Origin of the sequence: Chryseomicrobium aureum, assembly GCF_016909155.1 — a bacterium.
Classification (GTDB): Bacteria; Bacillota; Bacilli; order Bacillales_A; family Planococcaceae; genus Chryseomicrobium; species Chryseomicrobium aureum.
This window is the reverse complement of sequence record NZ_JAFBFG010000001.1, coordinates 517173-530426: the sequence shown is the minus strand read 5'-3', so window position 1 is coordinate 530426 and position 13254 is coordinate 517173. Positions and strand designations below refer to the sequence as shown.

At 42.8% G+C, this 13254-nt stretch carries 11 protein-coding genes and 1 riboswitch; of the genes, 5 read left to right on the top strand and 6 right to left on the bottom strand.

What is annotated here, in order from left to right; genetic code table 11:
- The first annotated feature begins 35 nt into the window (after positions 1 to 35).
- From acnA to JOD03_RS02700, 3 genes are all read left to right on the top strand, one after another.
- A complete protein-coding gene (acnA, locus tag JOD03_RS02710) occupies positions 36 to 2747 on the top strand; it encodes an aconitate hydratase AcnA (RefSeq protein WP_204589264.1) in 2712 nt (903 codons plus the stop codon).
- Between the two features lie 200 nt (positions 2748 to 2947).
- Complete coding sequence (locus JOD03_RS02705) at positions 2948 to 3367, top strand: acyl-CoA thioesterase (protein WP_392456602.1); 420 nt, start codon at positions 2948 to 2950, stop codon at positions 3365 to 3367.
- Entirely contained in the window at positions 3367 to 3684 is a 318-nt protein-coding gene (locus JOD03_RS02700) for a hypothetical protein (RefSeq protein WP_204589263.1), read from the top strand. The genes JOD03_RS02705 and JOD03_RS02700 overlap by 1 nt, the downstream gene beginning before the upstream one ends.
- A gap of 3 nt (positions 3685 to 3687) precedes the next feature.
- Here the strand turns inward: JOD03_RS02700 and JOD03_RS02695 are convergent, their stop codons facing one another.
- Both JOD03_RS02695 and plsY read right to left on the bottom strand, forming a co-directional pair.
- The gene (locus JOD03_RS02695) at positions 3688 to 3984 is read right to left on the bottom strand and encodes a HesB/YadR/YfhF family protein (RefSeq protein ID WP_204589262.1); all 297 of its coding nucleotides are present in this window, start codon (positions 3982 to 3984) and stop codon (positions 3688 to 3690) included.
- Positions 3985 to 3996: 12 nt separating this feature from the next.
- The gene (gene plsY / locus JOD03_RS02690) at positions 3997 to 4602 is read right to left on the bottom strand and encodes a glycerol-3-phosphate 1-O-acyltransferase PlsY (protein WP_204589261.1); all 606 of its coding nucleotides are present in this window, start codon (positions 4600 to 4602) and stop codon (positions 3997 to 3999) included.
- A gap of 187 nt (positions 4603 to 4789) precedes the next feature.
- Here plsY and parE point away from each other — a divergent pair, with 187 nt between their 5' ends.
- Together parE and parC are read left to right on the top strand one after the other, a co-directional pair.
- Positions 4790 to 6757 (top strand): DNA topoisomerase IV subunit B, encoded by a 1968-nt coding sequence (gene parE, locus JOD03_RS02685; RefSeq protein ID WP_204589260.1) that lies wholly within the window; start codon positions 4790 to 4792, stop codon positions 6755 to 6757.
- Positions 6757 to 9177, top strand: coding sequence for a DNA topoisomerase IV subunit A (gene parC, locus JOD03_RS02680; RefSeq protein WP_204589259.1), 2421 nt, complete (start codon positions 6757 to 6759; stop codon positions 9175 to 9177). The genes parE and parC overlap by 1 nt, the downstream gene beginning before the upstream one ends.
- A 504-nt stretch (positions 9178 to 9681) precedes the next feature.
- On the opposite strand, the gene JOD03_RS02675 is transcribed toward parC, so the two are convergent.
- The 4 genes from JOD03_RS02675 to JOD03_RS02660 all read right to left on the bottom strand — a co-directional run bounded on the left by JOD03_RS02675 (position 9682) and on the right by JOD03_RS02660 (position 13254).
- Complete coding sequence (locus tag JOD03_RS02675) at positions 9682 to 10539, bottom strand: aminoglycoside phosphotransferase family protein (RefSeq protein WP_204589258.1); 858 nt, start codon at positions 10537 to 10539, stop codon at positions 9682 to 9684.
- A complete protein-coding gene (gene metA, locus JOD03_RS02670) occupies positions 10536 to 11453 on the bottom strand; it encodes a homoserine O-acetyltransferase MetA (RefSeq protein ID WP_204589257.1) in 918 nt (305 codons plus the stop codon). Before metA ends, JOD03_RS02675 begins: the two co-directional genes overlap by 4 nt.
- 54 nt (positions 11454 to 11507) lie before the next feature.
- Positions 11508 to 11611, bottom strand: a riboswitch (SAM riboswitch).
- A gap of 54 nt (positions 11612 to 11665) precedes the next feature.
- Positions 11666 to 12049, bottom strand: a complete 384-nt coding sequence (locus JOD03_RS02665) for a sporulation protein (RefSeq protein ID WP_204589256.1) — start codon at positions 12047 to 12049, stop codon at positions 11666 to 11668.
- 2 nt (positions 12050 to 12051) lie between these two features.
- Positions 12052 to 13254: an AI-2E family transporter gene (locus JOD03_RS02660; RefSeq protein ID WP_204589255.1), complete on the bottom strand. Its 1203-nt coding sequence runs from the start codon at positions 13252 to 13254 to the stop codon at positions 12052 to 12054.

Genomic DNA, 13254 nt, shown 5'->3' with positions numbered 1-13254 from the left:
TATGTCTCTTTCAAGATTGTAAAGGAGGAAACACGATGGCAAAAAGTAACTTACACCAAAGCCGTGCTTCATTCGAAGTCAATGGCAAAACGTACAACTACTACCGTCTGAAAGCTTTAGAAGAAGCTGGAATCGCAAACGTTTCACGTCTGCCGTATTCAATTAAAGTTCTTCTTGAGTCTGTACTTCGTCAATACGACGGGTATGTGATCAAAGAAGATCACGTTGGCAAACTAGCAAACTGGGGCAAAGAAAACGACCCAGAAGCAGAGGTACCATTCAAACCTTCACGCGTTATCCTTCAAGATTTCACAGGAGTTCCTGTAGTCGTTGACCTTGCTGCATTACGTTCAGCAATGGCTAAAATGGGTGGAGACCCATCAAAAATCAATCCTGAAATCCCAGTGGACCTTGTAATTGACCACTCAGTTCAGGTTGATAAATACGGTACAAACGATGCGCTTCGTATAAACATGGAGCTTGAGTTTGAGCGTAATGCAGAGCGTTACCAGTTCCTTAGCTGGGCACAAAAAGCATACGACAACTACCGTGCAGTTCCACCAGCAACTGGTATCGTTCACCAAGTAAACTTAGAGTACTTAGCGAATGTTGTCCATGCTGTTGAAAATGAAGACGGTACATTTGAAACATTCCCAGATACATTAGTCGGTACAGATTCTCATACAACGATGATCAACGGTATCGGTGTACTTGGATGGGGTGTTGGTGGTATCGAAGCTGAGGCTGGAATGCTTGGTCAACCTTCCTATTTCCCAATCCCAGAAGTTATCGGTGTACGTTTAGTTGGAGACCTTCCAAACGGAACGACTGCAACTGACTTGGCACTTAAAGTAACAGAAGTTTTACGTAAAGCTGGCGTAGTTGGTAAATTCGTTGAGTTCTTCGGACCTGGCGTTGTTCAACTTCCACTTGCTGACCGTGCAACGATTGCCAACATGGCTCCTGAGTACGGTGCTACATGTGGTTTCTTCCCAGTTGACGAAGAGGCACTTGACTACATGCGCTTAACTGGCCGTGAAGACGAGAACATTGAAGTCGTGAAAGCTTACTTACAAGCAAACGACATGTTCTTCACAGCAGATTCAGTTGAACCAACATACACAGACATCATTGAATTAGACCTTTCTGCAATCGAACCAAACCTTTCAGGTCCTAAGCGTCCACAAGATTTGATTCCACTTTCAGCAATGAAAGAAGAATTCAACAAAGCTGTAGTCGCTCCACAAGGAAACCAAGGTTTCGGTCTTTCAAAGAAAGAGTTCGCAAAAACTGCAGAAATCGAGCTTGATGGCAAAGAAGTAACGATTCCTACAGGTGCTGTTGCAATCGCTGCAATCACTTCTTGTACGAACACTTCCAACCCATACGTAATGCTTGGCGCTGGTCTTGTAGCAAAGAAAGCAGTTGAAAAAGGATTAACTCCTCCTGCTTACGTGAAGACTTCATTAGCACCAGGTTCAAAAGTTGTAACAGGCTATCTTCAAGATTCAGGACTGCTCGCACCACTTGAGCAAATCGGCTTCAACTTAGTTGGATACGGCTGTACAACATGTATCGGGAACTCAGGACCACTTCTTCCTGAAATCGAGAAAGGCATCATCGATAACGATTTACTAGTGACTTCCGTACTTTCTGGTAACCGTAACTTTGAAGGCCGTGTTCACCCATTAGTAAAAGCAAACTATTTGGCTTCACCACCACTGGTTGTGGCGTATGCACTTGCAGGTACGGTTGATATCGATCTTCAAAACGACCCAATCGGTCAAGACAAAGACGGGAACGACGTATTCTTCAAAGATATCTGGCCAACAACTGAAGAAGTGAAAGAAGCTGTTCACTCTACAGTAACACCTGAATTGTTCCGCAAAGAGTACGCACGCGTATTCACAGAGAACGAAGAGTGGAATGCAATTGAAACTCCAGACGATGACCTGTATGCGTTCGATGAGAACTCAACATACATTCAGAACCCACCGTTCTTCGAAGGTCTATCGAAAGAGCCACAAGACATTCAAACACTTGCTGGACTTCGCGTTATTGCGAAATTTGGCGATTCAATTACAACAGACCATATCTCTCCAGCCGGAGCGATTGGTAAAGACACACCAGCAGGTCGCTACCTTCGTGAGAATGGCGTAGAGATCCGTGACTTCAACTCATACGGTTCACGCCGTGGGAACCATGAAGTCATGATGCGTGGTACGTTTGCAAACATCCGTATCCGTAACCAAGTAGCACCAGGTACAGAGGGCGGTTACACGACGTACTGGCCAACTGGTGAAATCATGGCAATCTATGATGCAGCAATGAAGTACCAACAAGATGGTACAGGACTTGTTGTTCTTGCTGGTAAAGATTACGGTATGGGTTCTTCTCGTGACTGGGCTGCGAAAGGTACAAACCTTCTAGGCATCAAAACAGTTATCGCAGAAAGCTATGAGCGTATTCACCGTTCAAACCTTGTCATGATGGGCGTGCTTCCACTTCAATTCATGAAGGGTGAGAGCGCAGAGACACTTGGTTTGACTGGAACTGAAGAGATCAGCGTGAATATCGCAGAAGGCGTTAAACCACGTGATATCTTAACTGTTACTGCAAAAGCAAAAGATGGTTCTGAAAAGACATTCCAAGTACTTGCTCGCTTCGACTCTGAAGTAGAAGTAGATTACTACCGTCATGGTGGTATCCTTCAAATGGTACTTCGTAACAAAATGTTAGAAGCATAAGTTTTTAAACAACCTCTCTCCACTTCGGTGGGGAGGGGTTTTGTTATGCCAAAAACACAATATAAGTGAGTATAATAACGCAATTCACATAAAGTTATATTTAAATAATTTTAATAAAGTAATACATTATATTTGAATAGTACTATCTTTTCGCTAGAACTAACTTGTATCATGTATACTGTTACTTGAGGTGAAGCAACTTGAAAAGTACAAAATTAATTGAAGTGCGCTACGCAGAAACGGATCAAATGGGTGTCGTCTATCACGCCAATTATTTAGTTTGGTTAGAGATGGGCCGCACACAATTGATAAAGGATTTAGGATTCGATTATGCGGGACTTGAGGAAAAAGGATTTCTATCGCCGGTTCTCGATGTATCCATTCAATATAAACAAAGTGTCAGATACGGCGAGACAGTGACGGTTTCAACTTGGATAGACTCGTATAGTCGTTTGAAGACGATTTATGGATATGAAGTGGTCAAAGAGGATGGGACGGTTGCAGCAACGGCTAAAACGATTCATACCCTTGTAGCGAAAGAGACGTTCCGCCCTGTCCCTTTATCTAAGGTAGATAAAGAATGGCATGAGGCATATGAGAATGCGTGTGTGAATACATAATGGCATTCGGAATCACGCGTGACGAGCTCGTACAATGGAAGTCAAAAATACAGCAAGGAGAAATTGCTTTTTTAACGCATTATTGGATGGACCCACGATTCCCAGGGTCTACCTCTGTCACAAAAGTAGGTGCCCAAGATATTGATCAACTGGCTAAGTGGGGAGAACAATATGGCTTGAAAAAGCAATGGATCGATCGAAAAGAATCGTATCCCCACTTTGATTTATTTGGGGAATGGCAGGAGAAGGTATTGCGGCTAGAAGGCATCGAGGATCAATATGCAAAATTTTTAGAGAAAAAGGATCGCACCCTCTAAGGGTTACGATCCTTTTTTATAGTCAAATTCAATTTCTTTTCGGTCTTCATTTAAGTGGACATGCAAACCATGTCCATCGAAGTACCATAAGTCGCGTTCTTCGATATAAAAATGAATGCCATTTTCATCTTGTTGGATAGCTGCTTCATCCGGCTCTGCTTTTGTCATACCAAGCGTAAATCCTTCATGAAGTATGCTGCTACCGCCGTACCGTGCGTAAAATTGAATCCATTCTCCCGAGCGCGCTTCCATTTCCTGCACGAACCACTCGAGTGCTTGTTGTGAAATTTCGATTTTCATCTGTATCACTTCCTAGATCCACGTTATTTTTGGTTCTGTTCCTTGACGAATTCGTGTGATGTTCGCGCGATGACGATACACGATGAACACCAACAAGACGCTTATTAACAGAATAAGTGGAACGTCCGGTCGAATCAAGAAATGTGACCCGACCGCCATCAAAAAGGCGATGAGTGAAAGTAAAATTGATGTCAGAGACACCATCTTTGTCAGTTTTAACAATAAGAAGAATAATCCAAGTAAGATCAAGAAGAACAACCAGTTATAGCCGAGTAATACACCCGCAGAAGTCGCAACGGCTTTTCCACCTCGAAATCCTGCAAACACAGGATACATATGGCCAATGACCGCAACCGCACCTAAAACCAATGGATGAATGCCGACGTCTGCGAATACTGGCAATGCAACGAGCAATACGGCAGCTGTTCCTTTTAAAATATCGATCAGTGATACAATCAGACCCGCGGGTTTACCGAGTACGCGGAAGGTGTTTGTCCCTCCGAGGTTCCCACTCCCATGTTCACGAATGTCGGTTTTGAAGAAAATCTTTCCTATAATAAGGCCTGTCGGAATAGACCCGAGTAAGTAGGCAAGTAAAAGTACTAGTGCTGTAGTCATGGCAGTCTCCTTTAAATGTCTCTTTTGCTACTAGTAGTGTACCATATTCGAATTTTGATTGGACATACTGCATTGCAATCTTTTCACTGTTTCTTTACACTTATAGAATGACGGTCTAGCGGTTGACAGCACTGCTAGACAAGCGTATCGTTAAAAATAGAACGCATGTTTGATAGGGGAGAACAACTTGGCAAAACAGACATTAACAGCCTACACAGATGATGATATTCAAGTATTAGAAGGTCTCGAAGCCGTCCGCAAGCGTCCTGGGATGTATATCGGCTCGACAGATACACGTGGTTTACACCATTTGGTCTACGAGATTGTCGATAACGCAGTAGATGAGAGCTTAGCTGGATTTGGCACACAGATCGATGTAACGATACATGACGACAACAGCATATCCGTTCGGGATTACGGACGCGGTATGCCTACAGGAACACATAAAACAGGGAAACCGACAGCAGAAGTAATTTTCACCGTACTGCATGCCGGAGGGAAATTTGGCCAAGGCGGTTATAAAACGAGTGGAGGCCTCCACGGGGTAGGTGCTTCTGTAGTGAACGCACTCTCCAGTGAGGTAGAAGTCGAGATCCACCGGGACGGCAAGAAGTTCTATCAAAAGTTCTCGCACGGCGGCAAAGTCGAAGTGGCGCTGCATGAGACGGGGAAGACGAAAGAGACGGGGACACTTGTCCGTTTCTTGCCGGATGATACGATTTTTTCAGTCACAAAATATAATTTCGAAACATTAAGTGAGCGTCTCCGTGAGTCCGCCTTCCTATTGAAAGGATTGCGCATCACATTAAAAGATGAGCGTACAGACATTGAAGAAGTGTATTTCTATGAGACAGGAATAGAAGCGTTCGTTGGTTATTTGAACGAAGAGAAAGATACACTTCATAATGTATTCTATATGGAAGGTATTCAGTCTGAAATCGAAGTGGAGTTTGCCTTCCAGTTCAATGATGGCTACTCAGAGACCATCTTGTCATTCGTTAACAATGTCAGAACGCGCGATGGCGGAACTCATGAGACAGGTGCGAAAGCAGCACTGACACGTGTGTTCAATGACTATGCACGTAAGACGGGCTTGTTGAAAGAAAAAGATAAAAACTTAGATGGGTCCGATGTCCGAGAAGGTATCGCGGCTATCATCTCTGTCCGCATCCCCGAAAATATGTTGCAGTTTGAAGGGCAGACAAAAGGGAAGCTTGGAACGAATGAGGCACGTAGCGCAGTGGATACGGTAATCTCTGAAAAGTTGCAATATACTTTAGAGGAAAATGCTGAACTGACAGCTTCCTTGATTCGAAAAGCAATTCGTGCACAACAAGCACGTGAAGCAGCCCGAAAAGCACGTGAAGAAGCAAGAAGCGGCAAAAAGCGCAAAAAGAACGACACATTACTATCGGGTAAGTTGACTCCTGCTCAGTCACGAAATGCAAAACGCAATGAATTGTATCTCGTGGAGGGAGATTCTGCAGGTGGTTCAGCCAAGCAAGGGCGTGACCGCACGTTCCAAGCAATCTTGCCACTTCGCGGAAAAGTCATCAATACTGAAAAAGCCAAATTGATCGACATCATGAAAAACGAAGAGATCTCTACCATCATCCATGCAATCGGCGGTGGCGTCGGAGCAGACTTCAACGTTGAAGACATCGCGTACGACAAAATTGTTATTATGACCGATGCCGATACAGATGGTGCACACATTCAAGTATTGCTACTCACATTCTTCTACCGCTATATGAAACCTTTGATCGAAGCAGGCAAAGTGTATATTGCACTTCCTCCATTGTACAAAGTGTTTAAAGGTGCCGGGAAAAAAGAAGTGAGCACATATGCTTGGACTGAAAAAGAACTGCAAGAATCGATCAAAAAAATTGGTAAGGGCTATGCCTTACAACGCTATAAAGGGCTTGGTGAAATGAATGCGGACCAGCTCTGGGAGACGACAATGAACCCAGAGACACGTACTCTGATTCGTGTAACAATTGAAGATGGCAGTCGCGCAGAGCGTCGTGTCACCACTTTGATGGGCGATAAAGTAGAACCACGCCGGAAGTGGATCGAGAACAATGTCGACTTCAGTCTAGAAGAAGATGGCACGATTTTAGAGAATGAACGTATTCATATGGAGAGTGAAGTGTAATGTCACAAGTTGAACGTTTTCAAGATCTACCACTCGAAGAGGTCATCGGTGACCGCTTCGGGAGGTATAGTAAATACATCATCCAAGACCGTGCTCTTCCTGATGCACGCGACGGTTTAAAACCGGTACAACGCCGTATTTTATATGCGATGTACACCGAAGGAAATACACACGATAAAGCATTCCGTAAATCGGCTAAAACAGTCGGGAATGTTATCGGGAACTACCACCCACACGGCGATAGTTCGGTTTATGAAGCGATGGTCCGCATGAGTCAGGACTGGAAACTTCGCAATCTACTCGTTGAGATGCACGGGAACAATGGGTCTGTTGACGGAGATCCGCCAGCAGCTATGCGTTATACAGAAGCACGCTTGTCACCTATCGCATCTGAGCTACTGCGTGATATTCAAAAAGAAACTGTCGAATTCATTCCAAACTTCGATGATTCGGATTCAGAACCGACTGTATTGCCTGCACGTTTCCCGAACTTGCTCGTCAACGGATCGACGGGTATCTCAGCAGGATATGCGACAGATATTCCACCACACGCTTTGCACGAAGTGATTGATGCTTTGTTTATGTATATGGAAAACTCCGCAGTGACGGTCGAGGAACTCATGACCGTTATGAAAGGACCGGATTTCCCAACTGGTGGTATCATTCAAGGTGTAGAGGGGATTAAGAAAGCCTACGAGACAGGCAAAGGAAAAATCATCATTCGCTCGAAAGCAGAAATTGAGACGATCAAAGGTAACAAACAACAGATCGTCATCACAGAACTTCCGTATGAAGTGAATAAAGCCAATCTGATCAAACGAATGGATGAACAGCGCTCAGACAAACGTTTAGATGGCATTGCCGATATCCGCGATGAGTCCGATCGCACGGGACTGCGTATTGTTGTTGAGATGAAGAAAGATATTGATGCACACGGGATTTTACAGTATCTCTACAAAAATACAGACCTTCAAGTGTCGTATAACTTCAATATGATTGCCATCCATAATCGTCGTCCGACTATGATGACGTTGCCTTTACTACTCGATGCTTATCTGGAGCACCAGAAAGAAGTCATCCGCAAACGATCAGAGTATGATTTGAAACGTGCTAAAGCTCGTCTTCACATCGTAGAAGGTTTAATGAAAGCCTTATCCATCTTGGACGAAGTAATCGCTACAATTCGAGCTTCAAAAGATAAGCGTGATGCAAAAGAGAATTTAAAAACAAAATACGCGTTTACAGAAGAGCAAGCCGAAGCAATCGTTTCCTTGCAACTTTACCGTTTAACCAATACGGATATCACGGCTCTTGAAGCAGAGCACGCAGATTTAACGAAACTTGTCACGCAATTACAAGGAATTTTAGGTGATGAGAAGAAGTTGATTCGTGTCATTAAAAAAGAACTGCAAGATTTACGCAAAGCGTATGCAGAGACACGACGTTCAATCATTGAAGATGAAATCGAGGAAATTAAATTAACGCTAGACGTCTTGATCCCAAGTGAAGATGTACGCGTAACAGTAACAAAAGAAGGCTATGTGAAACGTACGTCTCTTCGTTCGTACCAGGCATCGAACGGAAAAGACTTTGCGATGAAAGAGACCGATGCACTGTTACTCGATCTAACAAGCAATACGCAGCATCACTTGTTGTTGTTTACGTCTCACGGCAATTATATTTACCAACCGGTTCATGAGCTGCCTGAGATTCGTTGGAAAGACCTTGGCCAACATATTTCGAGTATTGTACAGCTAGATCCTACAGAGCAAATCATACATGCAGAAGCGATTGAATCATTCGAGTTAGACTATACAGTTGTAACAGTATCCGCTGAAGGTCAAATCAAACGTTCATTGCTCGCAGAATTTTATGTACAGCGCTATAATCGCGCATTAAAAGCGATGAAGTTAAAAAAAGACGACCGGATTGTTGCGGTTCGTTTAGCAAGTCCATCGGATGATCTTGCGTTGTTCACGTCGGGTGCGTACGCGTTGTCGTATTCATTAGATGAGGTTCCGATTACTGGAGTTAAAACAGCTGGAGTCAAAGCCATCAATGTAAAAGATGGTGATTCAGTCGTTGCATTTACACTGATTAAAAAGGATAGCCAAGACTTCTTTGTTGTAGTGACGCACCGCGGAGCTATGAAAAAGCTTGCTAGAAAAGAGCTCGAGCCAAGTTCACGTGCAAAGCGTGGGGTAGTCGTACTTCGAGAACTGAAGTCGAATGCGCATCGCGTGATTGATGTGGTGTACGTGTCAAATGCTGATTTTGTCATTCCTCATACAGCAGCTGGAGTTTCCGAGCCAATTGCTGTAAAAGAGATGAAATCTGTAGACCGCTATTCAAACGGTAGTTTTTTAGTTGACGTGGATCAAACTGGACCCGTGGAAAAACTAACTGTTAAGGAATTATAGTATAGAAGTAAACTAAAAAGCATTTTCTCTTGAGCTTTGAGAGGAAGTGCTTTTTGGTTTTCCTGGAGTTTGGTAAACACGATTAAAAGTTGGTTAGAAGGGAGGTATGGTGAGGAGAAATAAATCGTTTCGTCGCTGGGAATTGCATTTTCGACGCAGTATGTGAGAAATACGTCGCTAGAATGGAAGTTTGCGTCGCTGGATTATGCTCATGCAGTGGATTCGGCGCTCAAGTTTGAATTTGCGTCGCAGTTATCACGATTTGCGTCGCTAGAATTAAACTTTTCGTCGCTCAAAGCAACTATCAAAATATCCAACGATTTTTCACTAATTGAGTAGATAAACCGGATGAAATTTCACATGCATGAAATCTTGTTTTTTCTCAAATATCTCATTGTTTAAAGTATACTACTTAATGAAACTTAACTTTAGATAATATATATTATGGAAACTAATTTTAAAAAATAACAATGGAGACCTCTCTACTTGGTCTCCTATCATCCACTATTTACTCATAATCCAATCAAGCATTTCAACTCGTTCACCAACCACGGGATCTCTATCTTCGACCATCCATGCATAATACACATTTCCTAATGCTTTGATTGCATCCACTAATAAATTCTCTTCAAATCCATGCTCATCAATCAACAATTCAACTTTTAATTTAAATTCATCCAAGTTCTTGTTCTTATTAAATAAAAATTGCACACAATCATAATATCTATGACCAACGACGCCTTTTGGATCAATGATGACAAATCCACGCAAATCATCCCACAAAATGTTCTCATGATGCAAATCTCCATGTAAAATCGTCGTTTGCTGCAACTCATGAATTCTTTGTTTAGCGCGTTTTGCTTCTAATCGCCAATCTTCAGGAATCGCATCATAGTGAGTCTCTAAACTCTCAAACCATCGCTCAATTTGTGGTAACTGATTCAAATCGGTAGTTGGCACCTCCGTGTCATGCAACCTCCTCCACTGCTCCACAAATAAACGAACACTCGTTCTCGTTTCGGGAAATCGGACATTTAGTGTATAACCAGGCGATATATCTTCCATAATATAGTAGCCGAAGTCGGTGTTTTTAAACAAGAGCTGTGGTACTCCAAACGTTCCAAAGGCCTGCATAGCAACTGCTTCATTTGTGAAATCAGTACCGGGTATACCAACCTTCAAGACAACAGACTTCCCCTTCATCGTTGCTCGGGCTACATAATTGTAAGACAGGTTCGAAAATGGCGTCAGTCCAGTCAATTCATGTAAACAGGCGATCTTCTTAAGTTGTTTCGGGAGTTCTACTAGCCACACCTCGCCTCTCTTTCCGAACGCAACCCGGATCTTTTCTTCAAAGCTCATGACGAAGTGCTCCACTCAAAAGGGGTCTGCTGGTAGACATAATAATTTAACCAATTCGAGAACAATAAATGGGTGTGAGAACGCCACGTGTTTTGAGGATCTTTTGTTGGGTCATCATCAGGAAAATAATTCTCTGGCACTTCGCACTCCAATCCTTTTGCGATGTCTCGCTCATATTCATCTCGTAATGTCGTCGCATCATATTCTAAATGACCAGTTGCCATGATGTGGCGTTGGTCTTTTGATTGCACCAAAAACACACCCGCTTGATCTGAAACTGCTACTACTTCAAGGGCTGGCTGCTTCAAGAGTTTTTCGTAACTGACCGTCGTATGACGAGAGTGCGGTGCCAAGAACGTATCATTGAATCCGCGAACAAGCGGACTATGAGGTGTTAACAACGAGTGTGGGTAAACTCCCGAACATTTCTTCGGTAAATCTTCTTTCTCGATAGTAAACTCGTGATAAAGCACGGCCTGAGCTCCCCAGCAAATCGATAACGTTGATGTCACATGCGTCTTCGCCCAAAATAACAAGGTCACAATCTCAGGCCAGTAGGCCACTTCTTCAAAGGGCATTTGCTCGACCGGCGCGCCCGTCACAATCATTCCGTCAAATCGTCGGTCTTTGATATCCTCGAATACTGTATAAAACTGATCCAAGTGACTGCTACTGACATTTTTCGGTTGATAACTAGCCATACGTAAAAATGTCACATTCGTCTGAAGTGGCGTATTTCCAAGTAAACGCAGTAACTGATGCTCGGTTTTCTCTTTTTCCGGCATCAAATTGACAATGAGTACTTCAAGTGGACGAATATCTTGCGTGTGCGCGCGTTCTTGGTCCATCACGAAGATATTTTCATCACGGAGTTTTTCAATTACAGGTAAATCTTTCGGCAAATTGATTGGCATTGGTTTCTCTCCTTAAAAAAACACTCTACCCATAACAAGGGCAGAGTGTCGGTAGTATTATCTTCCAAGTCAGCACTTGATGGAGGAAGCACCTTTCTGTCAAACAGAGGTTGCTGAAGCGTCACCGGGCCATGTCCCTCGACTTCTCTTGATAATGAATATGCAATTTTGTATTGATGCGATTGTATCAAACGCAATCGTAAAGTTCAAGCCTACTCTTCGATATCAAATATCAATTCGTCTTCATCGCTCAAACTGCTTCCATCTGAGAAGAATGCAGTCGTAGTCAATACGAGCTGTGTCGCTTCTTCCCCTTCTTCTGGCACCCAGCGTTCATCCGGCATGATTTCAAACGGAATCATGAGCGTTCCTTTTGATGCCGGATTGCCGACTGGCTCAAAGGATAGTTTTGCAATCAATTCACGTTTTTCTTTCTTGCATACTTCTAAACGGATGTCTTCTACCTCTTCTTGCTGCTCCAGTCCCTCGATGTAAATGGTGCCGGATAAATTGATGCCATGTTCGATATACGGGTGATCGACCACCGTATCGATTTTGATAAGACCTTTTTCAATATGGGATTCAAACGAGTTCATACTTACTCCACCTTATTCGTTTTCGATAAATATTCGTAGTGATTCTCCACAACCGGTTCATAACGATTATACCGCATTTTAAATAACCGGAAGAAGTGAGTTACGATTACTTTAACTATAGTATACCCTGGAATCCCAAGGATAATGCCAGGCACTCCAAATAAGGAACCTGCTGTTACAAGTACGAATATGATGGTAATCGGATGAATATGCAACGTTTTCCCCATAATCTGCGGAGAAATGAATTTTCCTTCAACAAGTTGCACGACCGTCCATACAGCAGCGAGTTTGAGAAGCATGAATGGCGACTGCACGAGCGCAATAATTACTGCTGGTGTTATTGCAATAATCGGCCCTAAATAGGGAACCACACTCGTCACCATTGCAATAGCACCTAATAACACTGCATATGGCATCTGGATGATGCTAAATCCGATGAACACCATAATTCCAATAGCTGCCGATACTAACAGCTGACCCTGGATATACGAACTTATTTGACGGTCAATGTCTGCAAACACTTGAGCCGTCTCCTCACGCATACGCGGAGGCAATAGACGTAAAAAGTATTGTGGTAACTTTTCTCCATCTTTTAATAAATAGAACAAGATAAATGGAACGGTAACAATCGCAAGTACAAAACTTGTAATCGCTCCAATGAATGAACTGATACCCGTTGCAACACGTGCGAACGTATCTTGGAAGAACACCGCCAATTGACTTGGTATCTCTTGTATCCACTGATTGATATCTGCTTCTAGTGAATTATAAATCCCTGAAAACATCGATGTTTGTAGCCATATTGTAATGTTATTAATGAGTTGAGAAAAAACTTCTGGGAAGTTCTCAACAAATCGAATGGTCTGATCTTTTAAAAATGGGAACACCAAGAATACAAGAAGTGTAATCAATCCAATCACTGCTAAGAACAGAATCAGTATTCCCCAAATACGAGGAACCTTTATTTTCTCAAGTAAACGTAGAATCGGACGTAACAAGTAATACAAAATAGTCGCCAAAATAATCGGTAACACGACATTCCCTAAAAATACGGTGAATGGATTGAAGACAAACGATACCAAATCAAAGATAAAAATCGTCAACCCAATCAGTAGAAGCAATAACAAAGCAAAGATTGTATTTTTTCCGCCTAAAAATTGAATAAAGCGTGTATCAAAAAAACCTGGTTTCTTGTCATCAAACAT

What these genes read in the sequence shown, in the direction of transcription:
- acnA (WP_204589264.1), top strand. Translation starts at nt 36, where the DNA reads ATGGCAAAAAGTAACTTACACCAAAGCCGTGCTTCATTCGAAGTCAAT.
- JOD03_RS02700 (WP_204589263.1), top strand. Translation starts at nt 3,367, where the DNA reads ATGGCATTCGGAATCACGCGTGACGAGCTCGTACAATGGAAGTCAAAA.
- JOD03_RS02695 (WP_204589262.1), bottom strand. Translation starts at nt 3,984, where the DNA reads ATGAAAATCGAAATTTCACAACAAGCACTCGAGTGGTTCGTGCAGGAA.
- plsY (WP_204589261.1), bottom strand. Translation starts at nt 4,602, where the DNA reads ATGACTACAGCACTAGTACTTTTACTTGCCTACTTACTCGGGTCTATT.
- parC (WP_204589259.1), top strand. Translation starts at nt 6,757, where the DNA reads ATGTCACAAGTTGAACGTTTTCAAGATCTACCACTCGAAGAGGTCATC.
- JOD03_RS02675 (WP_204589258.1), bottom strand. Translation starts at nt 10,539, where the DNA reads ATGAGCTTTGAAGAAAAGATCCGGGTTGCGTTCGGAAAGAGAGGCGAG.
- metA (WP_204589257.1), bottom strand. Translation starts at nt 11,453, where the DNA reads ATGCCAATCAATTTGCCGAAAGATTTACCTGTAATTGAAAAACTCCGT.
- JOD03_RS02665 (WP_204589256.1), bottom strand. Translation starts at nt 12,049, where the DNA reads ATGAACTCGTTTGAATCCCATATTGAAAAAGGTCTTATCAAAATCGAT.
- JOD03_RS02660 (WP_204589255.1), bottom strand. Translation starts at nt 13,254, where the DNA reads ATGTTTGATGACAAGAAACCAGGTTTTTTTGATACACGCTTTATTCAA.